The organism is Burkholderia savannae (assembly GCF_001524445.2).
In the GTDB taxonomy this organism is placed as follows: domain Bacteria; phylum Pseudomonadota; class Gammaproteobacteria; order Burkholderiales; family Burkholderiaceae; genus Burkholderia; species Burkholderia savannae.
Map to the genome: position 1 here is coordinate 144,299 of NZ_CP013419.1, position 23,949 is coordinate 168,247.

Genomic DNA, 23,949 nt, shown 5'->3' on the forward strand with positions numbered 1-23,949 from the left:
GCGTCACGCATGCGCGGCACGATCGAGCACTTCTCGGGCCGCGCGCCTTAACACCTCTTCCGACCACTGATTGACACTCTCCCCCGACACAGCCGCCGCGATGCCGACAACCGCATGCACTTCCGGGTTGATACGCAACATCAACTTACCCGATGCGGGCTTCTGAGGCGTCCGGTTCGTGTGCTTGCAGTCTTCCAGATAGTGATCAATGGCTGCGTGGAAATCCGCAGTCAGCTCGTCGACGGTTTCGCCGTGAAAACTGATTTTGTCGTCCACGCCGAGCACGTGACCGACAAAAATCTTGTCGCGCCCGTCGAAATCTACGCGGGCGAAATATCCCTTGTAATTCATTGCGTTGGTCATGGTTTGATCCCCAATTCGATGAACCAGTCGCGCAAATCTTCCACCTGATACCGCTTTGCCTCTTTACCCGGATGAGGGCGATGTAGGTAGCGGCGCGTCCCGTTCAATTCGAAGGCGATGCGCGACCCTGCGCCCTCATTGATGTCGCCGCCCAACGCGACAACCAGCGATTCGATGTCAGCGAATACGATGCCGCCCAAGGTCGGCTTCGTAAAGATCGCCGCGAGCGTTCGGGCGTGTTTCGTTTTCATGTTGGAATGATAGCGCAAAGTGCTATCTCGGTGCTAGCGAAAAATGATATCTGCAATCTGTCCTGAGCATGCTGGGTGCGATCCTTGTGCGTCTGGCGACGGCGCGAATAGTGGGCCTACAACGGCTTTGCATTCGCGAGGCACCCCAACCCTGGACCGTACGCCACGAGCGGCACAACGAGGCCGTGGCGCGTCCGGGAGCGGGGTGTTTGGGGTCAGGCTCTTCCGCGCGCAGCCAGGCCCCAAGGTGGCCTTTGCGCGGTCCCCCTCCTCGCCTGCACGCTTTCTTGATGGGGCAGTTTTCATGCATCGGTCGCCTGCCGCGCGAGCGCCCACTGGCGCGGGTTTCGGGCGATTTTGCATCGTGGAAAATTCGTGCGTCTTCGTGCACTTTGATGCGAAATTTGGCACCGCTATTGCGGCTCGCGCAATGGCACCAATGCATCAGGGCGACGGTGGTAGCCCAACAGGAAAAAACAAAATGAACCGCTTGTTTAACCAGCCGCGTATCGATGCAGCAAAGCTACTCAAATGCCCTGAGGCGATGACCGAGCGCTTGAGCCAAATCCGCGCGCCGCTCATCGCTCCGCTCACGACCGGCTCGCCTTGATTGGTGGAAACCGAATGCCGCGCAGAACAACCCAGGACGACGAGCGGGACGCCTTCGAGTCGTTCCGGCGACATTTCTCAATCCCGGACGGAGAGGTTAAGTTCGGGGACAGGCCTGATGTCATAATTGACGGTTCGCGCAAGATTGGCATTGAGATCACCGATGAACCGCACCGGATTTGGTGGAGGCTCCAACTCTTGAGAGAATGGAGCCATGAACAAGTCGAACAAGTTTTCTGCTGAAGTCCGAGAACGTGCAGTCCGCAGGTGCGCGAGCATCGCGACGAGTATCCGTCACAGTGGGCGGCGATTGAATCCATCGCCCCCAAGATCGGCTGCACGAGCCAGACATTGTTGGGGTGGGTCAAACGAGAAGAAGTCGATTGCGGCGAGCGTGAGGGGGTCACCACGTCGGAACGTGAACGCCTCAAGGCACTGGAGCGTGAGAACAAGGAACTGCGCCGTGCCAATGAGATTCTGAAGCTAGCGAGCGCATTTTTCGCCCAGGCGGAGCTCGACCGCCGCCTGAAGTCCTGAAGGCCTTTATCGATCAGCATCGCGACACCTTCGGGGTCGAGCCGATCTGCAAGGTCTTGCGGACCGGCGCGAACGTCAACGACGTCACGCAGTTGCTGCCGCTGATCGACGCGATTCCGCCGATTCGCGGATTGCGTGGCCACCCATTGCAGAGACCGCGTGTGGTCTACGCCGATCGCGGTTACGACTCCGAGCGACATCGACGCGCGTTGCGCGATCGCGGTATCGAGCCCGTGATCGCCAAGCGCCGTACCGAACATGGCAACGGCCTTGGCAAATATCGCTGGGTCGTCGAGCGCACGCATGCCTGGCTGCATCACTTCCGTCGCCTCCGTATTCGTTTCGAGCGCCGTGCTGACATTCACGGCGCGTTCCTCAAACTCGGTTGCCGCCTGATCTGCTGGAATACCCTCCGGCGCGCCCAGCAGCCTTTTTGAAACCGTCTCTTAGTAGTAACCGATTCGCTATGCGGCTTGATTCAGGCTCATCCGGTTCTCGCCAAGAATATGCGAGGCCCTTGTAAATATCGCAACATCATTCCGCCAAAAAATGGCCGTCGCGTAGGGATCTCCGGATTATTCAAGGCGGACCTGGCGCAAAAAATTCAATCACTTGCACGATAATCTCTTGAACTCGGGAACCCCATTTTCACGCGTGTACCCGCGTAGGTCCCGCGAGTAGACGCGAGAATCGGTTGGGGACGTCTGCGGGCGTGCCCATGCCTTGCTTGTGCGCGCAGAATGGAGAATATTTTTCTACTCGGCTCTCTTTGAGGCTCGTCAACATCGGGGGCGATTCCAGGTTGATGATGTTTTCATGTTGTCGCGGTGTTTCGTTGCCCACAAAGCCTCTGTCGCGACTTATCGTTATTGGTGTCGGAGTCAATTTGATATTTGGCAAAATAATTTCGACTAAATTGGTCAATTTCAGAGTAGAAAAATATTCTGCAAATGATATTTTTTGTCGCACTATTTTGGATGTTAATTCTATGCCCTATTGAATATAATATAATTCACAATTAATTAGGGCAACCAGATAAAAAGGTGGCGAAATGGACTCGAAATCAATGATCAGCTGGCTGCAAAGGGAAGTAACGCCGGCCCTTGGATGTACCGAACCGGTCGCGATTGCATTTGCTGCGGCGCTGGCCATGCGATACCTGAAGGAGCCGATAGTAGAGATCAGCGGAGTTGTCTCCGAAAATCTCTACAAAAACGCGATGGGTGTGACCATTCCCGGCGCGGGTGTTTCGGGCGTACAGTTTGCCGCGGCACTGGGCGCATTTGGGGGCGACGCAGCGCAAGGACTTCAGGTATTCAAGAATATTACTTCCAAACAGGTTGCCCAGGCACGCCGGCTGATTGAGGAAGGTAGGGTTTCGATTCTGGCAAAGGCAACGCCTGATTTTATTCATGTCGACCTCACGTTGCGTAGCGAAGTTAGTAAATGCCGGGTGATTTCGAATGGTGGCCATACCAACGTCACATATCTTGCCGTTAATGATGTAGTACAGATTTCCTGTAATGATGCGCCGCACCGAAACAGTGAATTATTTGAGAATTTCACATTGCGGGAGGCTTTTGAGTTTGTGCAATTCGAAGACTTTGAGCATATCGCGTTCATGCTCGATGCGGCCAAAGTAAATGAAGAATTGTCCGCAGAAGGGAAAAGGCAAAAATATGGCATGAGCGTCGGCAGAACGTTCTCCGAGGCCATCTCGCAGGGAATGCTACAGGATGATCTGCTCAGTCGGATTGTGGTCGACGCGACCTGTGCATCCGATGCGCGCATGGGCGGCGCAGCGCTGCCGGCCATGACCAACTTCGGCTCTGGCAACCAGGGCATTGTCGCCACCATGCCGATGGTGACCGTTGCGCGATACCTGAAGGCCAGTCTGGACGATTTGGCCCGGGCACTGACGCTTTCGCATCTGGTCGCAATCTCGATTCATGCCCGGTACACCCGGCTATCGGCTCTGTGCGCAGCGTCAACCGCGGCGATGGGTGCCGCTGCCGGCATGAGCTGGCTCTTCACGCGTGACTTCGGGACAATTGGGCGCGCGATTTCGAACATGGTCAGCGACGTTAGCGGAATCATCTGCGACGGCGCTTCCAACAGCTGCGCAATGAAGGTGTCAACCGCCGTCACGAGTGCATTCAAGGCCGTTCTCTTGGCAAGGAACGGTATCCGGGCTAGCACGAGTGACGGCATCGTCTGCGACGACGTTGAAGAAACGATCAATAACCTGTGCCTGCTTGTGACGCGTCCGATGACGCATACCGACAAGGCCATCATCCGGATCATGTCCGCAAAGCGGTAGCGCGCCGCAGTCTTTGAAAAGGAGATTCCCCATGAAAGTCCATCCTTTCGTTAGCGGCGCGAAGGCAATCTTCCCGCTGTGCGTCGGCAATTTTCCATTTTCCTTTATCGTCGGGGCGTTGAGCGTCACCGCTGGCATGAGCGTATGGCAAAGCACGGCCTGGGCCGGCATTGTCATCGCCGGTTCTTCCCAGATGCTCGCGCTGAACATGCTCAAGATTGGTGGCTCACTCGGTGTTGTGATCCTGACGACGGCTGTTATCAATCTCAGGCATGTCCTTTACAGCGCGTCTATGTCCGAAAAGGTCAAAGAGTATTCCTTTCTCACCAAATGCATGATGGCCTACGCATTGACCGACGAAGTTTACGCCACGACCATCAAGCGCATGGACGGTGACGGTCAACAAAAGCCGGGGTTTTATCTGTCGGTTATGTTCATCTTCTGGCTGTCGTGGATCGGGGCCGATCTGCTGGGTGCTATGGCTGGCTCGTCGTTTCCCGACATCCAGCGCTATGGTCTCGACTTTGCGATGGTTGCAGCCTTCATCGCAATCGTAATGCCTCAGATCCGCAGCCGTGCCTGTATTATTGCAGCGGCCGTTGCGTCCGTCTCGGGCGTACTGCTGGTAATCCTGCCTTATTCGCTTGGGATCGTGGCTGCGTCGCTGCTGGGAATCAGTGCCGGGCTTTACGTGGACTTTGCGGAGGAGAAGAAAGCGGCCATCAGCGCGGTGGCACTGGCGGGCTTGCCCGATGGAGCACAAAAATGGACAGCGTGACCTTTATCCTGTTGATGGCCGGTATGGCCGCAGTGACCTTCCTGATCCGGTTTTCGTTTATCGGATTGTCCGGGAGGATACATATGTCCGAACGTGTGAAAAAGACGCTTCGATTCGTGCCCGTAACGGTATTGCCGGCCATCATCGCCGTACAGATCCTCGACGTGAATTCACACATGGAATTCAACCTGCACAACCCGAAGGTAGTAGCCGCCATCATCTGTGCGCTTGTCAGCCTGCGCTTCGGGATGATCTGGGTCGTGGTGAGCGGCGTCGGTTCCCTGATCCTGTTGACCCGTTTCCTGTAGGGGGATTCGAGGAGATGGCTACTACTAAGATTTCCGAAAGAAATGTCACATAGCCGCGTATTGGTATTCGGGTTGGCGAAAGAAGGATTTCACCAGCGCGGGCTGGGCGCGGAGCGCCGATGGCGAGCCGTTTCATCTCGTCCTTGGTCTGCACGAGGCGTTTGGAGGCGCTGCGCATCACTTGCGCCCAAACCTGTTCGTCGAGGTTCAGGTGCGGCGAGTACTGCGGCAGATAGATCAGTTTCAGGGTAAGTCAGTATGACTTTCCGTGGGGCATTGGCTGGCTTGGCGTGGGGAATCCAACGCGGGTTAGCATCGCCGCCAGAGCCGCACGGTGTGGACAGGCCACACCCGGCAACTTCCACCACGGAGGCCAGCATGGGAAACAATAGCACGGTGTACGTTGGGCTGGATGTGCATAAGAGACGGTTTCAAAAAGGGCCCCTGGGGCTGTTAACTTTCGCGGCGAGCTGTTAACCTCAGGCATCGGAACAACCGAGACCGAGGAGATGGCCAAGCCGATCATCGACGACGAATTGTGGACACTGATCGAACCGCTGCTGCGGCGACCCAAGCCGCGGCGCGAGAAGAACCCAGGGCGCCTGCCGGTTTCGAATCGCGCTGCGTTGACTGGCATCCTGTTTGTCCTCAAGACCGGACTGCGCTGGCGCGACCTGCCTGCCGAGATGGGTTGCGGCTCGGGCGTGACATGTTGGCGACGGTTACGCGACTGGCAGGCCGCAGACGTATGGGATCGCTTGCACGAGCTGCTTCTTGCGAAGCTGCGAGCAGCAGACCAGATCGACTTCTCTCGAGCTGCGATCGATTCATCCTCGATCCGTGCCGTTGGGGCGGGCCAAAAACTGGGCCAAACCCTACCGATCGTGCGCGACCCGGTTCCAAGCACCACATCGTCACCGACGCCAACGGCACCCCGCTCGCCGCGATCCTGACCGGCGCGAACGTCAACGACGTCACGCAGTTGCTGCCGCTGATCGACGCGATTCCGCCGATTCGCGGATTGCGTGGCCACCCATTGCAGAGACCGCGTGTGGTCTACGCCGATCGCGGTTACGACTCCGAGCGACATCGACGCGCGTTGCGCGATCGCGGTATCGAGCCCGTGATCGCCAAGCGCCGTACCGAACATGGCAGCGGCCTTGGCAAATATCGCTGGGTCGTCGAGCGCACGCATGCCTGGCTGCATCACTTCCGTCGCCTCCGTATTCGTTTCGAGCGCCGTGCTGACATTCACGGCGCGTTCCTCAAACTCGGTTGCTGCCTGATCTGCTGGAATACCCTCCGGCGCGCCCAGCAGCCTTTATGAAACCGTCTCTAAGGAATCGATCACGATCGCCTATGCAATCGACGCAGGCGAAGTCGAGTTGCAGGGCAAGACCGGCACGACGCCAACGGAAATCGATCGCTTGTGCAAGCGATTGCAATCGAAAGCCCGACATGTACGTGTCGCCTTTGAGGCTGGTCCCTGCGGCTACGGTCTGTACCGACGTCTGGTCAAGCAAGGCTTCGACTGTATGGTATGCGCACCGTCGCTGATTCCAAGGAAGCCCGGGGAACGGGTGAAGACGGACCGGCGCGACGCGATTAAGTTGACGCGCTCCCTTCGCGCAGGAGATCTGTCGGCCGTGTATGTGCCGAGCGTCGAAGACGAAGCCTTCAGGGATCTCGCGCGGAGCTGGGCGTCTGCCAGGGACGACTTGCGGCACGCACGGCAGCGGCTGAAGTCCTTTCTGCTATCGCACGGTGTGCACTACATCGGGCGAGCGGACTGGGGTGCTGCACATCGACGCTGGCTGAGCAAATATTCATTCGAGAGTGCATGGCGGCAACTCGCGTTTGACGAACATCGCCGCACGATCGAGGATCGTCTGGCGCAATGCGACCGGCTGGTAGACGGCGTTACGCGAAGCCGTGGTCGAGTGGAGTTTCTATCCGGCGGTGCTGGCGTTGCCGGCGATGCGCGGCATCCAGTTCATCACGGCGGTGGGCATGCTGTCCGAGCTCGGTGATCTGTCGCGCTTCGAGCATCCACGCCAGTTGATGGCCTGGCTTGGCATCACGCCCTCGGAGCATTCGTCCGGAGGCACGCGACGCCAGGGTGGTATCACCACGGCCGGCAACAGTTATGCGAGAAAGCTGCTGGTTGAAGCCGCTTGGAGTTATCGGCATCCGGCACGCGTAGGCAAAACACTACAGCCTCGACACGAAGGTATTCCGAAGGAAATCATCGATCGTGCGTGGGACGCGCAGGTAAGGCTATGCAAGAAGTATCGCAAGCTCGCTACACGAGGCAAGAACGTCAACGTTGCCGTGGTGGCTGTCGCGCGGGAACTGGCGGGCTTCGTCTGGGATATCGGTCGCCTGGCGATGTCTCTGCGTGTTTGCAGATGCCAAGATGACGACCGCGCTGCTCGACCGTCTTACGTAAGCCCCCGGTGAAGTCATCTTGTCCAGTCGCTTCGTGACCGCGAGGATCGTGTCCACCAGATTTTTAAGTGGACACGTGTACACCATGGAAGGCAACGAGGTTGAAGGGCTGGAACTGATAGAGCCGACGCGACGGCGTCGGCATAGCCGCGAGTTTAAGGAGAAGGTCGTGCGCGCGGCGATGCAGCCGAACGTATCCATCGCGGCGGTCGCGTTGCATTACCGGCTGAACGCCAACCTTGTGCGTCGCTGGGTCGTTGCACGGCAGAAGCCGGACGTGATCGAACCGGCGGCCGTAGAAGCACTCGCAGCACCGCAGGCGGCATTCGTGCCGCTCCAGTTGGAAGCGTCGTCCGCGTCGGCGGGGCTGTCGGAGATCCGGATCGAGGTTCGTCGGGGCGCCGCCATAGTCACGGTGCATTGGCCGGCGTCGGCGGCCGTCGAGTGCGCGGCGTGGCTGCGGGACTGGCTGAGATGATCCGCATCGATGCGATCTGGCTCGCGACGGAGCCGGTCGACATGCGCTCCGGTGCGGATACGTTGCTGGCCCGGGTGGTGAAGGTGTTCGGCGCAGTGCGGCCGCATCACGCGTATCTGTTTGCCAATCGGCATTCCACACGGATGAAGGTGCTGGTCTACGATGGGCTGGGCATCTGGCTGGCCGCGCGTCGGCTGAACAAGGGCCGCTTCATCTGGAGCGATGGTGAACAGTCGGTTTCCTTGCCGTTGAATGCCGAGCAACTGCGCGCGCTGGTCACGGGTCTGCCGTGGCGGACGCTAACGCCCGATCACGCGATTACCGTGATATGAGGCGCACCGGGACGTAAACAGTTTCGCTTCCGTGCCGGAGTGGCCTCTGGCAGACTGGCCTGCATGGACTTGCCCACCGACCTCGACGCCCTGAGCCCGGAACAGTTGCGTGCGTTGGCCGCGCACCTGATCGTGCAGGTCACCGAGCAAGAGCGGGAGGCTGGCGAGCGAGAGCGGGAGCTGCAGTATCGGCAAACGCGTATCGATCAACTGACGCACGAACTCTCCGTGCTCAAGCGCCTGCAATTCGGCAAGCGCAGCGAGCGGCTCGATGCCGAACAGATGAGCCTGCTCGACGAGGCGATCGACGCAGACCTGGCGGCACTGGAAGCCGAACTCGAACAGCTTCAACCGGCCACGACTGCCGCTGAGCCTCGGCAACAGCCGAAGCGTGTGCCCTTGCCATCGAAACTGCCGCGTACGGACATCCATCACGAACCGGAAGACACCACGTGCCAGTGCGGTTGCCAGCGGGAGCGCGTGGGCGAAGACATCAGCGAGAAGCTGGACTATGCGCCAGGCGTGTTCACGGTCGAGCGGCATATCCGCGGCAAGTGGGCCTGTCGGCACTGCGGGACCCTGATCCAGGCACCGATCCCGCCTCACGTCATCGACAAGGGTATCCCGACCACCGGGCTGTTGGCGCAGGTGCTGGTTGCCAAATACGGCGACCACCTGCCGCTGTATCGGCAGGAACGCATCTTTGCCCGCGCGGGCCTGGCGGTCCCGCAATCGACGCTCGGCGCGTGGGTCGGCATCTGCGGTGTACGGTTGCAACCACTGGTCGATGCGCTTCGCGAAGAGCTCCTGCAGCGCGACGTGCTGCACGCCGACGAGACGCCGGTGCAGATGCTGTCGCCCGGCAAGGGCAAGACGCATCGGGCTTACCTGTGGGCGTACAGCACGACGCCATTCGCCGATCTGAAGGCCGTGGTCTACGACTTCGCCGGCAGCCGTGCCGGCGAACATGCCCGAAAGTTCATGGGAGCGTGGTGCGGCAAGCTCATGTGCGATGACTATAGCGGCTACAAGGCCGGATTCGAACTGGGCATCACGGAAATCGGATGCGTCGCTCACGCCCGCCGGAAATTCTACGAGCTGCACGTCAACCACAAGAGCCAGATCGCCGAGCAGGCGCTGAAATACTTCGGCGCACTCTACGACGTCGAGCGTGACGTCGCCGAACTGAAGCCCGATCGAAGACAGGCCATCCGCCAGCAGCGATCCAGACCCGTTGCCGATGCGTTGCACGCCTGGATGGTGACCCAGCGCAAGCTCGTTGCCGAAGGATCGGCAATCGCAAAGGCGCTCGACTACAGCCTGAAGCGTTGGGAAGCGCTCACGCGCTATCTCGATGACGGGCACGTGCCCATCGACAATAACTGGCTGGAGAACCAGATTCGACCATGGGCGATGGGGCGTTCATTGTGCACCTCCTTCCGAAACCTCGGTAAACATTGGGAGTTGCCCTTCAACGTCGTTGCGACACGGGCGATGTTTGCGCGTCAGCGCCGCCGTAACAGCTTCACTGCGCAGATCGCTCGCGCGAATCTGCCACGGGGCATCGGGCATTACCTGCTCGGCAGGCAGAACCTTATCGTTGATTAGACGCCGGATCATATAGTGGGTAACGCCAAGCGCTTTCGCCGCCTCGGACATCGTCAACCAGTCACCATCCTTCTCTGCCGACTTGTACGCATAGATGTTGCGCACTCGCCGTACGGAGCTGACGCGATGCGCAGTCCAGGTCTTGCCTTGGCCCGTACGTATCCCCATCCGGTTTAGTGATGCGGCAATATCCTGATCAGACCATCGGGTTGCCATGCTGCGCATGACTGCGAGCGCTTCGTCGGACGTGCTGCATCCGTGCTCGCCGGTCTTGGGTTTGCGGATCCGCACCTGCGAGTGCTGACCACCTTGCCAGTGAATCGTGAGAATGACTTCACGCGTTGACTCGTTCACGTCTGCGACTATATCGACGATCAGCACCCGAACCAGCTGCTGGCGCATGCGCATGGTGACGCCTGGAGCATTCCAGGCGGCATCGAGGTCCTCGGCGAGCTTCGTAAAGTCAGGAGCAGCGATTGGTGCCGCCGATGTGCGCGTTGTCTCCAGGCGCGCTTGGCAGGCCTGTACACGACGCAACGCTGCCTCCCAATTCTTCTCCAACTGCGCGGCGATCAGACGGTTATCGGGATCGCAGGCGGCGTAGCGTCGCTCTGCCAGCGTGGCTTCGTACTGAGCCTGCTGCAGTTCAAGTTCGATGATTCGCCGCTGCTCGCTCAGGGTATCCATAAGCATCTGCTCGGCCTGCAAGGCCGCCTCTATCGCCACTGGCTCCACGACACGCATCAGTTCTCTCGCGATCGCGGCGTCTATGCGAGAGCCACCGAAGCTCATGCACTTCGGTGGCAGGTCAAAGCGATAGCATCGGTAGACCGGTCGCGGTGTGCGTCCAGTATAGGCCACCGACAGACGGCGTCCGCAGCGCGCGCATCCAAGTAGTCCTGCCAGCAGGGCTCGCCCACCACGCCCCGATTTTACGTCGCCTGCCTTGCCATAGGCGTTTGCGGCGAGCAGCTTCTGATTGCGCTCGAATTCTGCCCAGTCGATGTAGCCTTCGTGGTGCTCTTTGAGCAGAACCTCCCACTCCTCGAACGGCTTGCGGTGCTTGTAGGTCTTATGTGCACGGCCATCGACGATGGTCGTCTGCTTCCCACTCTTGCCATATGCGTAGGCCCCGGCATAGAACGGATTCCTGAGCACCGAGATCACGTTACGGTAACGTATCAGCGTCCAGTCGAAATGCGTCAGGGTCCTGCCATCGGTCGGACGCGGAAAGTGGATTTGTTCGGCCTGTAACGACAGGAAAGCCTGCCGTGCGCTACCCAGTTCGCGAAAGCGAGTGAAGATCATGCGTATCACTTCCTGCAGCCGTTGGTTGGGATCAAGACCCAGGCCGACATCACGATGCCAGAGATAGCCAATCGGCACGCTGATGCGCAATTCACCGCGCTGAGCCTTGGAACGCGCGGCATCCAGCATGCGCGTTCGAAGCACGTTGAGCTCGAATTCGCTAATGCTGCCCTTCATGCCGAGCAGCAGCCGGTCGTTCGGTCGGCAGGGATCGTACACGCCATCAAGGTCGATGACCCGCGCCTCGACGAGACCACACAGTTCGAGCAGATGGTGCCAGTCGCGCCCGTTACGGGCAAGACGTGATGCATCCAGGCAAAGGACAGCTCCGACTTCACCGGCACAGAGCAATGCCACCAGGCGCTCAAAGCCGGGCCGGGCCACCGTTCCGCTCGCCGATCGACCCAGATCATCGTCGATGACCTCGATATCGCGAAACCCGCGGCGCTTTGCTTCTCCCACGAGTTCGTACTGGCGACGCTGGCTCTCGAGATTCATCTGGACCTGGGCCTGCGTCGACTGACGGACATAAACTACTGCCTTGCGCTGGAGAAGGGGCGCCGGCAAACGATCAGCGTTCGTCATCGTCACGCTCCTTCCCGGTGGTTGCGCCGGCGGCTTGGATCAGCAGGCTTGCAAGATGCGTGATTACCTTTGCGCGTTGCGCCGTGTTCATTCCCTGAAGCTCGACGTTGTCGAACACCATGTTCATCTGGCGCGGCGTCACCGCCGGCGATTGCGGTCGTGCTGGAACACCCCTTGGCAGCTGGCCCATTGCGTTTCTCCCGGACGATGGTGGAACTGTCCGGCGAGTTTGCTCGCAAGCGCCGATCAACAAGCAGCCGATGCAGGGCGCATAGCACCGCCACGGTAACCCTCGGCTCGCCGAGCTCCATGGCGGAACACACTGCGCGATCCAGCATCCACGCTGCCACCACCTTGACTATTCCAGGGCCCGCGTCGACATGCACCACGCGGCCGCCGCTGCGATTCTCTACGTCTCGAACCTTGACGCGGCGACCATACAGCGGATGCCAACGATAATGGACTTCAACTTCTTGCCCGATATGGGCAGAATGAATGCGAGCTTGCGACTGGCCGCTCGAACTGGCTGTTCGCTGGCTCACTGCGCGCAGGACAACGTGCAGCCGCGATCATGAGCCTGATCCGGTCGGCGCAGCTTAACGGGCATGATCCGTACGCCTACCTGAAAGACGTGCTCACCCGACCGCCCACGCATCGTGCCAACGACATCGCGTCGCTGCTTCCGCATCGCTGGACGCTCGCCGCGGCTTGATCAGCGGCACCTCCCGAGCCTCGGTGCCTTTACCGGGTGCTTACCGTCTTACGCATCACTGTCACAGTGTAGAAACAGGCAACGATAGCTATCGTTTCAGAAACAGTACAACGCAACCAAAAAAGGAGATAAAGAAAGCAAGGATACCCACCGAATAACCCCAAAGCTGGTCCAACGGGTGGGTCAGAATTCAATGCAAACCGTGGGTCAGGATTCCGTGCAAATCAACATTTAGGGGGCAAAATCACGAAAACAACCGGCACTCTTTCATTTAAATTACGCTTAGCCGTGACGGCTGGATATCCGTCGTCTTATGTCAACTCCGTGAAAATTATCGAGGTTGCCTTCATATCGACGATCCTTTACCTGACTATGTGTGCCGGCATCACACGGAAGTGAGAGGTGGCATCGTCGGCGCTCAAATACAAGGCGATCAATTCTCTCATTCTCTAGATAAAGCAATCAATTTTCCAAAATTGTCAATCGGTAGATTCCCAACCCCTATATTATGTCATCTGCATTTCGCAATTCTTTCATTTTGCATTGCGATAAGATAATTGCTTTATTCCCAACAAAGACTTTTCGATTCACAAACAATTCCCCTCATTTTAATGCATATGTAATGCTTATTTTGCGAATTCCGCAAGGCTCCCGCGGACAATTTCCCAATATGTAGGATGACGAAATAGATAGACTAATAGCATGTTTGGAAGTGCAAATTCTCGCCCCTTCAGCCTCCCCGATGAAGAGTACCGTTCCAAAAAAAGCCGTCGCCAAGGCACGCAAGCGCGGTCCAGATGGGCTGGAATTCGCCATTTCATCAATTTTCACACGGGCTCTAAGCAGACCAGTTGATGCGCTCAAGAGAGCGATGGAGGGAGATCATCCAGATTCTTTTCGTAGATTGACAACAATCTGTCCAAGACACCATATTGTTTACAAAGTTATGTGTATATACTTGTACCCGCACTAGTAGATGATCGGCGTCCGCCATTACCTTAGTAGCTTAACGAATTGCGGTCGATCACTTGTGCATGGATGGTGAGCACGTTGTCGTTCAAGGCGCGAGCGCCTGTTATGGCTCGCAGAGTCAGACCCTCACGTGATGAGTGACGCCATGCCGGAAGCCTCGCCGTCGACTGCCCCGGACTCCGAACCCAAGGAAGTCCAACCCGCCGCCCCCCTTCGCTGGGGACTCTTCGCCGCCATCGGTGTCCTGATCGTCGTCCTTGCATTGCCGCTGCCTGGCGACCTGCCCATCGCCGGCCAGCGGATGCTCGCAATCCTTGCCTTTGCGATCGTCGTATGGATTACCGAGGCCGTTTCGTATGAAGCCAGTGCGATCATGATCACGTCGCTCATGGCCGCGCTCATCGGACATGCACCAAAGATCACCGATCCGTCAACGCTCTACGGCACCTCTACCGCGCTTGGCATGGCGCTCGCGGGCTTTGCAAACACCGCACTAGCACTCGTCGCCGCCGCTCTCTTTATCTCGGCGGCAATGACGGTAACCGGGCTCGATCGACGAATCGCACTCGTCACGTTGTCCGTGATCGGTACAAGCACCCAGCGCATCCTTATCGGCAGCATCGCCGTGACGATTGCGCTGTCGCTTGTCGTACCGAGCGCGACAGCCCGCAGTGCCTGTGTGGTTCCCATCATGATGGGCATCATCACCGCGTTCGGGGTCGACAAGAAATCGAACATCGCGGCCGGCATCATGATTACCGTCGCGCAGGCAACGAGTATCTGGAATGTCGGTATCCAGACGGCCGCGGCACAAAACCTGCTGACGGTGGGGTTCATGGGTAAGCTGCTCGGCGAACGCGTCACTTGGCTCCAGTGGCTGATTGCCGGCGCACCGTGGGCGATTGTTATGTCGGTCGTGCTCTTCTTCCTCGTGCGCTTCATGCTGCCTTCCGAGACCGAAACGATCCCGGGTGGCAAGGAAGCAGTCCAGCGCGAACTGACGGCACTCGGACCAATGACGGGTGCGCAGAAGCGGCTCGCCGCAGTTTCGATCGGCTTGCTGCTCTTCTGGGCAACGGAAGGCAAGCTGCATCAGGTCGACACAGCGAGCATCACGTTCGTCGGCCTCGTGATCCTGATGCTGCCCAAGCTGGGCGTGATGGACTGGAAGACTATGCAGCAGCGCACCCCGTGGGGCACGCTCATCGTGTTCGGCGTCGGCATCAGCCTCGGCACCGCGCTGCTGACCACACAGGCGGGCCAATGGCTAGGCAAGTTCGTCGTCACGCATTCGGGGCTTGCCGACCAAGGCGCGCTCGCGATTTTCGCAATCCTGAGCGCGTTCCTGATCGTGATTCACCTGGGCTTTGCGAGCGCAACGGCATTGACGGCCGCGTTGCTACCCATTCTGATATCGGTCCTACAAACGTTACCTGGTAACGTGAATCGCGTCGGTATCACGATGCTGCTCGGCTTCACGGTCAGCTTCGGCTTCATCCTTCCGATCAATGCGCCGCAGAACATGGTCTGTCTTGGCACCGATACGTTCAACGGCCGTCAATTCGGGCGCATCGGCATCCCGGTGACGATCATCGGCTACGCGCTAATGCTTGTCTTCGCGGAAACCTACTGGCGCTGGCTCGACTGGCTGTAGACAGAGGCATCCGATGAAACTTCTGATCGAATCCGCGCACCAATTTGCGTTCGACATCCTGACCCGGCTCGACGTGCCAGATGACATCGCCAACGATGTCGCCGAACATCTCGTCGAATCGGACCGCTGTGGCTACGCCAGTCACGGCATCTCTATCCTGCCGAACTACCGCCGGGCAATCGAGACGGCGAACGTTGATCCGACAGGCCGCGCCGAATGCGTACTCGACCGCGATACGCTGATGGTGTTTAATGGCCACCGCGGGTTCGGTCAGCATGTCGGCAAAACCGTGATGCGGGCAGCCATCGAACGTGTGCGCGATCACGGCCACTGTATAGTGACGCTACGCCATTCACACCATCTGGGACGCATGGGGCACTACGGAGAGATGGTCGCCGGCAACGGTTTCGTGCTTCTCAGCTTTACGAACGTCACGAACCGCCCGCCCGTCGTCGCGCCATACGGCGGCCGCATCGCAAGGCTGACGACAAATCCCCTCTGCTTTGCCGGCCCGATGCCGAACGGGCGCCCGCCGATGGTCGTCGATATCGCGACGAGCGCAATCGCAATCAACAAGGCGCGTGTGCTCGCCGAGCGCGGTGAGCCAGCACCCGAGAATAGCATCATTGACAAGAACGGCAACCCGACGACGGACGCGTCCGTGATGTTCGCGGAGGATCCCGGCGCGCTGTTACCGTTCGGCGCACACAAGGGCTATGCGCTCGGCCTGGTCGCGGAATTGCTGGCAGGGGTCCTGTCGGGTGGCGGCACAATTCAACCGGAGAATCCGCGCGGCGGCGTTGCGACGAACAATCTGTTCGGAATATTGATCAACCCCGAACTCGATCTCGGCCTGAGCTGGCAGGCTGGTGAAATCGAGGCATTTCTGCGGTATCTGCACGATACGCCAACGGCGCCGGGCTTCGATCGGGTTCAGTATCCCGGCGAGTACGAGGCGGCGAATCGCGCTCGCGCGGCGACCCACATCGACATTGCCCCAACGATTTGGTCACATCTGACGAGACTCGGCCAGTCGCTCAAAGTCGAGGTGCCAAGCGTGTAATACCAGGGGACGAAGCAAAAAAAGGAAAACCTGCTGTCGCGGATCGGCGTAGTGGCCCCGGGGATGATCGCCGTAATGACGCCAGCAGAAACGGGGGTAAAACGCGGATTCGATTCGAACGGTTGCGAGAGTGCTATTCGGGCACCCCGACGGGCCAGCGCGAGGCGCTGTAAGCCCTGTCGCAACGCAAGGCATGTCGCTACCTGGGACTGAGTCGCCGGGCGGCGACCTAGATGTAGACCACATTAAAAGTGTCACCGTTACGACAGCAAATGTGTCAATCCGCGAACGTGCGGATCGCTGAAAACGCCAATGCCTTGTTAGATAAGGGTGGCGCTGAATAGCCCGTCCGCGCAGTCACTGTAGCCAACTCATCCCAACGCCTATCGTCTTTCCTTCCGAGCTCAACCCGATCCCTGTCCGGACCTTCAGATTGCTCGAGAGCCATGCTGTGCCTCCAAGCGCCATCGCATGGTAACCTTTGTAGGAACCCACACCAATGCCGATCGACAACGTCTTGTTCCTGTCGACGTCGGGGATCATCGTCAACGCAGTCGCGGCAGCCACGCCCGCGTATGCACTACGTGCGGTAGCATCGATCTGCCGCTGCAATTCGCCGAAGCGGCGTTCCGATTGAACCGTTATTGTCTTTAATGCCGAATTGAGCTGGTTCACATTTACCGCATCTGTTCCTTCTGTACCTGGCGCAACATGCACGATCTGGCGTTCGCCGCCGGCTTGTTCGACCGACACCGTGTTGTCTCGCGTCGCCTGCGAGCCTGCCCCCAGTGCGACTGAGTCGACGCCCGAGGCGGCGGCATCCGCGCCCAGCGCAATCGGCCTTTCGGCTTTCGCGCTCGAGATCCAATCGGGCGCAACCGCATCTTCCCATTCCCCCTCGAACTCATCGCGTCCGCTGCCGAACAATTCGTTGTCTGATTTCCCGGTCGATTCGGGCGAAATATTGCTCGAATAGCCCTCAATTTTGCTCAGATAGCCTTTAGTAACGTCTAGATGCTCCTTAATAGAGCTCTGTTTGATCTCGAGTTCACTCTCAACGTCGTTAACGATTTTCGAATACCACTCAATGATTTTCAAATAATCATCATCTACGAGACTGTCCTTCATTTTCCGTATATTATTCTCAATTTCACCCATAGATATATTATAATTGTCATTTTTCGAAATACCGTGCGAAACAGGCATTGCATATGCGAAACCGACCGACGCGCACAAAGTAGCGCACACACTTGCTGATCGAATTCCGCTCCAGCCATTTTTCCCACTCACGATATCGACGAACCGGATTTCTGGCCAGGATGCACCAGCCCGATCATGCCGCGCGCGATGCACCGCGAACTGTTTCACCCGCTTCCGAAACCACCCCGATGCTTCCATTCAAATCACCTCGCAAAAATTGACTGTCGTACGACGACCGAGCATTCCGCCCCTACAGTCGATCGGAACAATCGGCATACCTATCTCGTGCAAACTTTTGATGTCGACCGTCCAGCTATCCAGTCGGCCCTGAACAATTCACTTTGAACGACGACGGCGTTACGCGCCGCCCGTCATCATCAGGTTCCCGCCAATGACGCGCGCCAGAATCAGAGCGCAAAGAAGCCGCAGCTTCCTGAGGATCATCCGCAGGTTATGGCCGGCGCCGCACAGCACCGCATGAATCGCGTCGCCCAGCGCCCCTTTGAGCCAGTTCCGATCGAGCTTGCCGTCGGCCTTCATGTGGCCGATGGCCGGCTCAATGGCGCTACGGCGCCGGATCATGGCGCGCAGGCCGCGTGTAATGCCGCGCCGCAAACCCGGGTGATAGACCTGCACGCCATCGACGGCGACGCCCTTGTAGCCGCGATCGACCACGGCAATTTCCGGTTGAACGTCGCTCAGGATCGCTGCCTGTTCCAAGGCTTTGGCCAGCGTGTGTCCGTCGTACGGATTGCCCGGCATCGAGTTGCCGCTCGACGTCTCGCATCACACGCCCCACGCGCGAACGCAAAGTCCGCAGCGCCTTCCTCATCCGCTTGTACTGCTTCGCATGCGCGTAGCGGCCAATCTGGCTCGCCAGACGAGGCGCTTCGCGGTTGTAGTTCTGCCGCAGCTTCAGCCCGTGCCGAGCGGCGGCCTTCACCAGATGTTCCCGGCAGCGTTCCAGCAGGCGCGAATCGCTCGGATGGGCAATCGCCTTCTCCATCACCGTTGTGTCAACGATCACTCGCTTCAGGCTCGCGCTCTTGATGACGCTGGCCCGTTTGGCCGCTTCGATCGTCTCGGCCAACAGTTCTTCAACACCGGCCTCACCCAGGCGCTTCCTCCAGCGCGTCAGGCTCGATGGATCGATCGGCGGCTTCGTCTGCAAGTACGTCTCGCCCGTGAACACCTGCCAATACAGGTTCTCCAGCCATTGCCAGACCACGTCTTCGTCTGACAGGTCGAATGCGTGCTGCAAGTACAGCAGCCCCGCAACCAGGCGCGGCGAGGTCGCCGGCCGGCCCCGGTTCGAAACGAAGCTCACGCTCATCATCGCGCTCAACCGATCCCAATCGATCCCAATCGATCAGCTCGGCTAACCGCACCAGCGGATGCTTCAGGTTGATCTGCTCGCGCAGCGGTTGGCGGAAGAAATCTCCCTCCGTCACCGGCGTCTTCGGCCCCATCCAGACCTCGTCAGAATTTGCAGGAAACACGCGTCAATATGACTGCACCTTGCAATTCCCACAACACCGCTTCAGCCCACGAGCCTTGCTGTATAAGCCTTGGCGGATTGTTCAGGGCCGACTATCCAGGCGCAGGACGCTCGCACTTTCACGTTCATTCTCTCCACGAACATGCGCGACCGAATCGGGAAAACACTTGATTTTCCGGGCGAGCGATTACGATTCACACCCCGTATACGCGGCCGGAGCCGGACATTGCACCCGATGCATCGACCTCGATCGTTAGTAGATGCCGTTCATTCCTGTTCCTTTCATTTGAACACGTTTCGACTTCGATCAAAGCGACGCCGCCGAATAGCCAAATATCGGTTGTTTCCCCGACGCCCGGACATCAATTGCCTGAAACAATTGTGCCTCTGAATCGCCTGCTGAATGACCTACTTCTGTCATCGAGGCTGCGCCGCACGCACTCTCCGATACGAACAACAGTCATCCAGGTATCCGAATCACTTCGGATGGTGGCAAAAAGGGACCTACTGCATGAGCAAACAACGTCAAGCGCCACGCAATGGCACCGCTAACGCGGAACGGCGCCATTTCCTTGCGCGCGCTCCGCTATTCGCCGCAGGCACGCTCGCGTTGCCCGCGGTCACTGCATATGCTGCTGGTGAGGACGCACGCAATGCACGTTACGCGATCGACAAGTCAATCTCGTCGCCGAATCAGGACTCGCGCGTACGCACGCTCGTGCTGCATTACACCGCACAATCGCTCGCGCGCTCCGTCGCGCTGCTGACAGATCCGGCGCGGCCGGTGAGCACGCACTATCTCGTGCCCGATGCGGCCGATGACGGCAAGCGCTTCGGTGTCTATGAACTCGTGCCGGAATCTGGCCGCGCGTGGCACGCCGGCGTCAGCTATTGGCAAGGCGAGCGACTGCTGAACGCGAGTTCCATCGGCATCGAGATCGTTAATATCGGATTCCCGGAAGATGATGAACATATCCCGCTGATGAAGCGGCGATGGTCTCCATATCCCAGCGCGCAGATTGTGGTGATCGGAGAACTCGCAGCCGATATCGTAGCGCGCCACCAAATACCTCCCCACCGGGTTGTCGGCCATGCGGACATCACTCCTGGGCGCAAGGTCGATCCGGGGCCGCGATTCCCGTGGAAAGTGCTGTACGAACAATACGGCGTGGGAGCATGGCCTGATGCGGAGGCCGTTGAGTACTACCGCAATCGCCGGCCATTCGACTGGAATTTCAGCGAACTACAGGCCAAGTTACTTGCGTACGGGTACGACACGCCGCAAAGCGGCATTTTCGACGCACAGACGAAGGATGTTGTCACAGCATTCCAGATGCACTTCCGCCCTACGCAATACGACGGTTTTCCTGATACCGAAACCGTCGCGATTCTCGATGCGCTCCTAGAAAAGTACTTCGGCCGCGACAACCCGCGATTGCGCGACACGATGGCGCCCGAGCCCAAATCAGGCGATCACCCCCTCGCGGGGAATTCGCAGGATGCGGGCCCGGCCGCCTAGCGCCTATCCAGCGCGCTGATGCCGCGAACGGGAAGTAGCGCATCGACGATTGCGGCGCGGACGTACCTGCTTCCGCCCGCGTTACGACACGCCACTGAGTAACAATTGTAATCATGCACTTATCCCCGTCGTATTCCGATGTAAATACCAAGCAAAACGCACACAACGTACCGAAAGTCACGTTCTCCGGTTCGTCACCGAAGCTGGATGGACAGGCGCCATCGGCACTCGACCCTCATCCACCTACACGTCAGCCGTCGGTCATGACGAACAAAGTGGACCCGCGGGGTTTCGTGGCGCCTCCAGACATGCCGACGTGGTCCGGCACCGAAGGTATGCATTTCGACTTCAACGACGGCTGCCGCGTGCTGCTGCCGGACGGTGACTGGACGGTCCGCCTGTGCGACATACACACTGATACGCCACTGTTCGACACGCAGATCGGCGCAGGCATCGTGACGAGCACGAGGAAGCACTTCGTACCGTTCCTGATCGAAATCGACTCGGGCGGCAAGCGCGTGTTCAAGCATCAGCTCGACGCGCACGGCAAGCCCGTGCTCATTCAGTTCGAAGCGGGCCGGCTCGGCGAAGCGCTCGGCTGGTTCGGCTATGCCGTGAAATTTCAACGGCAACATCGCTGCAAGCTGACGTGCTCGATGCACGCGTCGCTGATCTCGCTGCTGAAGCCCGGCTATCCGGACATCGAGTTCGTGACGCCCGACCTCGTCAAGCCCGAGTGCTACTACGCGACATACCGACTCGGGCGCTTCGTCGGCGACGAAGCGCGCGCGTACCAGCCGAGCGCACCGCAGCTCGTCGGAATGCACCGCAGCGCCGCATACATGCTAGGCGTCGATCCGCGCGAGGTGCCGCCACGCATCGAGTTGCTCGACGATAGCAGGCCCTTTGCAGGCCGCTATGTCTGCATCGCCGCGCAAAGCGCGCTGCGCTGCGCGCGCTGGGAGCGGCCTGGCGGCTGGCGGGAATTGCAACGGTTCCTGACGGCGACCGGCTACCGGATCGTCTGCGTCGACTCGCCTTCGCCGGATGTCGTCGACGAAAGCAGCGCGCTCGCGGATGTCGCGCATTGCCTGCCGCCCGACGCGCCGTGGACCGAGCGCGCGCGCTGGCTGCGCCACGCGGCCTGCCTGATCGGCGTGCCCGGCGATCTCTCGTGGCTCGCGTGGGCGGTCGGCACGCCAGTCGTGCTGATCAGCGGGTTCACGCATCCGGTCAGCGAGTTCGACACGCCGTACCGCGTGATCAACTTCCATGCATGCAATAGCTGCTGGAACGACGCGAGCGCGCGCTTCGACGATGCCGATGCGTCGTCGTGCCCGCGTCATGCGGGGACGTTGCGGCAGTTCGAATGTGCGCGGCTCGTGAGCGTCGAGCAGATCAAGCATGCGATTCGATCGATTCCTGGTATCGCCGGCTGATTCCGGCAACCGACAATCAGCCTCGCTCATTCCGTACATCCTCACCGTATGAAATATCACCGCCTTCCTCTCGCTCATTCTCGACAAGACGCCGGGCAAGCTGCATCGACTGTCCAATCTCGGCGATTCGCACGTTTGTTGTGCTCGTCCATCGCTCCGCTGGTGCTTGGATTTCCCACGGACGCATTCACCGCCGATGAAGCAGTGACTTCGCCTTTCAATCGAGACACGTCGAATGGTGCACGTGGAAATCTGCTCGATGAGATAAGGAGAGGCGTGCAGCTGAGACATGTTTCAGTCCCCGAACGAAATCCGAATGGCTCGGGCGGCTCGGCAATCGCGGAGATGATGAGGCGAGCGATGAACGCACGCTTCTCGGCATTCGAATTGTCACCGCCCCCCTCCCTATCACCCTCCACGCCATGGTCGGACGACGAGTCTTCCCCACCGACGCCGATCCCGACGCAACCGGTATCGCGCCTCGAGTCTGCGGTGATCACCCCGCATCATCCCTCGTTCCCGAGTTCGCCTCACGTTTCCGTCGAGTCGCCCTCGCCGCAACCGTCAAATGCGTCGTCTCCGCGAACGCCGCCATCTCCGCTCGCGATGTCTTCGCCATCGCGAGAATCGCCGGAGTCCGCGTTCACGCACTGGCCAGAACCGCCGACACCGCTGCACGAAAGCCCGGAACGATCGCCGATTGCGTCGCCGCATGCCGCGTCGCCCGTCATGTACCCTGACCGAACGCAGCGAAGACCGTTCGCGTTGCAAAAGCCCCCGCAGGGGCCATCATGGCGTAAGAGAGCTGTGCCTGGAGCACACCCCGGTCCGCAATTGTCCGCTCAGCCGATACCGGCCCATCTCGCCGCGCCAGCTTCCGAATCCGCGAAATATGTCGCGATCAATTCCGTGTCGGCCGGCGCATCAGCAACAGGCACCAACGCGATTGCGATCGGTGCCGACGCACGAGCGCCAGGCCACGAATCGCTTGCGCACGGTCGGCGCGCGCAAGCTGGCGGCGCCCGTTCAGTCGCGATCGGCGTCGGAGCAATCGCATCCGGTCAAAACACCGTTGCGCTCGGCGCCGATTCCGTGGCGGACCGCGACGATACGGTATCCGTCGGCCAACGCGGCCGCGAACGCCAAATCGTCCACGTCGCGCCCGGCACCGAGCCCACCGACGCCGTCAACGTCACGCAACTCCGTGCGGCGATGTCGGATACGACCGCCTACACGAACCGGCGCATCGGCGACCTTCAGCAGAGCATCACCGACACCGCGCGCGACGCGTATTCCGGCGTCGCGGCCGCGACCGCGCTGACGATGATTCCAGACGTCGACCGCGACAAGACGTTGTCGATCGGCGTCGGCGGCGCAGTCTACAAGGGCCATCGCGCCGTCGCGCTCGGCGGCACCGCGCGCATCAGCGAAAACCTCAAGGTGCGGGCGGGCGTCGCGATGAGCGCGGGCGGCAATACGGTCGGCGTCGGCATGAGCTGGCAATGGTGAGCACCCTCCGGCGCGCACCGCACACATCGTCAAGGAGGCACACGACACGATGAAACTCCCAATCCGTCGTCTCAAAGCCCTCCTGGCGCTCGCGTTGTCGATTGCGAGCCTCAGCGGCTGCAATCGCGACGCCGAATCCATGCCCGCCGCGAATGTCGACGCCGGCGCGTCAGCCTCGCGAGGTTGGCCCATCTACATGGAGGAGTTCAACGAAAGCATCCGATCGATGAGCGGCGAGCACAAGACTGGCGTGTACATCAATCGCGGCTGGGGCGTCTTCAACACGGCCAAGACGGTGCCATCCACCGACTCGGCGCCCGCTCCGCCGACCGACGCAAGCGGCACTCACCTCACGCCCTTGCATGCGCATCGGTCGAATGCGCCGGCCGCCAATTCGCAGCTCCCCTGATCCGGTCGCGCCGTGACGTTCCGCCCGCGAGTAGTCGGGCCCGTCGCGG

The 23,949-nt window shown here is 59.6% G+C and carries 18 protein-coding genes, 8 pseudogenes and 1 other annotated feature; of the genes and pseudogenes, 19 read left to right on the forward strand and 7 right to left on the reverse strand.

All coding sequences use genetic code 11. The features are described from left to right. Positions 1 to 3 precede the first annotated feature (3 nt). Complete coding sequence (locus WS78_RS34395) at positions 4 to 363, reverse strand: type II toxin-antitoxin system HicB family antitoxin (protein ID WP_059583208.1); 360 nt, start codon at positions 361 to 363, stop codon at positions 4 to 6. Continuing rightward, the gene (locus WS78_RS34400) at positions 360 to 614 is read right to left on the reverse strand and encodes a type II toxin-antitoxin system HicA family toxin (RefSeq protein ID WP_059583206.1); all 255 of its coding nucleotides are present in this window, start codon (positions 612 to 614) and stop codon (positions 360 to 362) included. Before WS78_RS34400 ends, WS78_RS34395 begins: the two co-directional genes overlap by 4 nt. Positions 615 to 978: 364 nt before the next feature. Between WS78_RS34400 and WS78_RS36820 the strand changes: the two genes are divergently transcribed. The 6 genes and pseudogenes from WS78_RS36820 to WS78_RS34430 all read left to right on the forward strand — a co-directional run bounded on the left by WS78_RS36820 (position 979) and on the right by WS78_RS34430 (position 5,166). Then, the gene (locus tag WS78_RS36820; RefSeq protein WP_156432331.1) at positions 979 to 1,224 is read left to right on the forward strand and encodes a hypothetical protein; all 246 of its coding nucleotides are present in this window, start codon (positions 979 to 981) and stop codon (positions 1,222 to 1,224) included. 213 nt (positions 1,225 to 1,437) lie between these two features. Then, a pseudogene (locus WS78_RS37380) lies at positions 1,438 to 1,822 on the forward strand (transposase); the annotation flags it as partial. Next, positions 1,715 to 1,831: a sequence feature (AL1L pseudoknot), on the forward strand. Its footprint overlaps the pseudogene before it by 108 nt. Then, a pseudogene (locus tag WS78_RS34415) lies at positions 1,814 to 2,197 on the forward strand (IS5 family transposase); the annotation flags it as partial. Its footprint overlaps the feature before it by 18 nt. The pseudogenes WS78_RS37380 and WS78_RS34415, both read left to right, overlap by 9 nt. Before the next feature lie 629 nt (positions 2,198 to 2,826). Next, on the forward strand, positions 2,827 to 4,080 hold the full coding sequence (locus WS78_RS34420) for an L-cysteine desulfidase family protein (RefSeq protein WP_231752005.1): 1,254 nt from the start codon (positions 2,827 to 2,829) through the stop codon (positions 4,078 to 4,080). Positions 4,081 to 4,111: 31 nt separating this feature from the next. After that, the gene (locus WS78_RS34425) at positions 4,112 to 4,858 is read left to right on the forward strand and encodes an AzlC family ABC transporter permease (protein ID WP_059583202.1); all 747 of its coding nucleotides are present in this window, start codon (positions 4,112 to 4,114) and stop codon (positions 4,856 to 4,858) included. Continuing rightward, positions 4,846 to 5,166 carry an AzlD domain-containing protein gene (locus tag WS78_RS34430; RefSeq protein ID WP_059583200.1) on the forward strand — a complete coding sequence of 107 codons (321 nt, stop codon included), beginning with the start codon at positions 4,846 to 4,848 and terminating at the stop codon, positions 5,164 to 5,166. Before WS78_RS34425 ends, WS78_RS34430 begins: the two co-directional genes overlap by 13 nt. 45 nt (positions 5,167 to 5,211) lie before the next feature. Here WS78_RS34430 and WS78_RS36825 read toward each other — a convergent pair. Next, positions 5,212 to 5,413, reverse strand: a pseudogene (locus tag WS78_RS36825) (transposase); the annotation flags it as partial. A gap of 262 nt (positions 5,414 to 5,675) precedes the next feature. Between WS78_RS36825 and WS78_RS34440 the strand changes: the two are divergent. The 5 genes and pseudogenes from WS78_RS34440 to tnpC all read left to right on the forward strand — a co-directional run. Further along, positions 5,676 to 6,493 (forward strand): IS5 family transposase gene (locus WS78_RS34440; protein WP_157131172.1). Its coding sequence is split into 2 segments (ribosomal slippage): positions 5,676 to 6,024 and positions 6,024 to 6,493, totalling 819 coding nucleotides; the frame shifts between segments, so codons are not numbered across the junction. Beyond that, positions 6,462 to 7,626 (forward strand): annotated as a pseudogene (locus WS78_RS34445) (IS110 family transposase). The gene WS78_RS34440 and the pseudogene WS78_RS34445 overlap by 32 nt, the downstream one beginning before the upstream one ends. Before the next feature lie 73 nt (positions 7,627 to 7,699). Then, entirely contained in the window at positions 7,700 to 8,092 is a 393-nt protein-coding gene (locus tag WS78_RS34450) for a helix-turn-helix domain-containing protein (protein ID WP_156432332.1), read from the forward strand. Further along, entirely contained in the window at positions 8,089 to 8,424 is a 336-nt protein-coding gene (gene tnpB, locus WS78_RS34455) for an IS66 family insertion sequence element accessory protein TnpB (protein ID WP_059584666.1), read from the forward strand. Before WS78_RS34450 ends, tnpB begins: the two co-directional genes overlap by 4 nt. Before the next feature lie 63 nt (positions 8,425 to 8,487). Continuing rightward, positions 8,488 to 9,849: pseudogene (gene tnpC, locus WS78_RS34460) on the forward strand (IS66 family transposase); the annotation flags it as partial. Here tnpC and WS78_RS34465 read toward each other — a convergent pair. Both WS78_RS34465 and WS78_RS34470 read right to left on the reverse strand, forming a co-directional pair. Next, positions 9,847 to 11,925: a recombinase family protein gene (locus WS78_RS34465; protein ID WP_059669918.1), complete on the reverse strand. Its 2,079-nt coding sequence runs from the start codon at positions 11,923 to 11,925 to the stop codon at positions 9,847 to 9,849. The pseudogene tnpC and the gene WS78_RS34465 sit on opposite strands and share 3 nt — an antisense overlap. Further along, a complete protein-coding gene (locus WS78_RS34470; RefSeq protein ID WP_082717267.1) occupies positions 11,912 to 12,115 on the reverse strand; it encodes a hypothetical protein in 204 nt (67 codons plus the stop codon). Before WS78_RS34470 ends, WS78_RS34465 begins: the two co-directional genes overlap by 14 nt. 315 nt (positions 12,116 to 12,430) lie before the next feature. Between WS78_RS34470 and WS78_RS34480 the strand changes: the two are divergent. The 4 genes and pseudogenes from WS78_RS34480 to WS78_RS34490 all read left to right on the forward strand — a co-directional run. Continuing rightward, positions 12,431 to 12,637: pseudogene (locus tag WS78_RS34480) on the forward strand (transposase domain-containing protein); the annotation flags it as partial. A 44-nt stretch (positions 12,638 to 12,681) separates the two neighbouring features. Next, a pseudogene (locus tag WS78_RS36830) lies at positions 12,682 to 12,795 on the forward strand (ATP-binding protein); the annotation flags it as partial. Positions 12,796 to 13,754: 959 nt separating this feature from the next. Continuing rightward, positions 13,755 to 15,263 carry a DASS family sodium-coupled anion symporter gene (locus tag WS78_RS34485; RefSeq protein ID WP_156432333.1) on the forward strand — a complete coding sequence of 503 codons (1,509 nt, stop codon included), beginning with the start codon at positions 13,755 to 13,757 and terminating at the stop codon, positions 15,261 to 15,263. A 13-nt stretch (positions 15,264 to 15,276) separates the two neighbouring features. After that, on the forward strand, positions 15,277 to 16,326 hold the full coding sequence (locus WS78_RS34490; protein ID WP_059584678.1) for an Ldh family oxidoreductase: 1,050 nt from the start codon (positions 15,277 to 15,279) through the stop codon (positions 16,324 to 16,326). Positions 16,327 to 16,683: 357 nt separating this feature from the next. On the opposite strand, the gene WS78_RS38110 is transcribed toward WS78_RS34490, so the two are convergent. Next, positions 16,684 to 17,724 (reverse strand): YadA family autotransporter adhesin, encoded by a 1,041-nt coding sequence (locus tag WS78_RS38110; protein ID WP_269434515.1) that lies wholly within the window; start codon positions 17,722 to 17,724, stop codon positions 16,684 to 16,686. Positions 17,725 to 17,883: 159 nt separating this feature from the next. Beyond that, a pseudogene (locus WS78_RS34500) lies at positions 17,884 to 18,995 on the reverse strand (IS5 family transposase). 540 nt (positions 18,996 to 19,535) lie between these two features. Here WS78_RS34500 and WS78_RS34505 point away from each other — a divergent pair. The 4 genes from WS78_RS34505 to WS78_RS34520 all read left to right on the forward strand — a co-directional run bounded on the left by WS78_RS34505 (position 19,536) and on the right by WS78_RS34520 (position 23,900). Further along, a complete protein-coding gene (locus WS78_RS34505; RefSeq protein WP_059574913.1) occupies positions 19,536 to 20,543 on the forward strand; it encodes an N-acetylmuramoyl-L-alanine amidase in 1,008 nt (335 codons plus the stop codon). A gap of 263 nt (positions 20,544 to 20,806) precedes the next feature. Continuing rightward, positions 20,807 to 21,982, forward strand: coding sequence for an autotransporter strand-loop-strand O-heptosyltransferase (locus WS78_RS34510; RefSeq protein ID WP_082717446.1), 1,176 nt, complete (start codon positions 20,807 to 20,809; stop codon positions 21,980 to 21,982). Between the two features lie 138 nt (positions 21,983 to 22,120). Further along, positions 22,121 to 23,491 (forward strand): YadA-like family protein, encoded by a 1,371-nt coding sequence (locus WS78_RS38560; protein WP_082717445.1) that lies wholly within the window; start codon positions 22,121 to 22,123, stop codon positions 23,489 to 23,491. Positions 23,492 to 23,540: 49 nt separating this feature from the next. After that, the gene (locus WS78_RS34520; protein WP_059574904.1) at positions 23,541 to 23,900 is read left to right on the forward strand and encodes a hypothetical protein; all 360 of its coding nucleotides are present in this window, start codon (positions 23,541 to 23,543) and stop codon (positions 23,898 to 23,900) included. Positions 23,901 to 23,949: the final 49 nt, after the last annotated feature.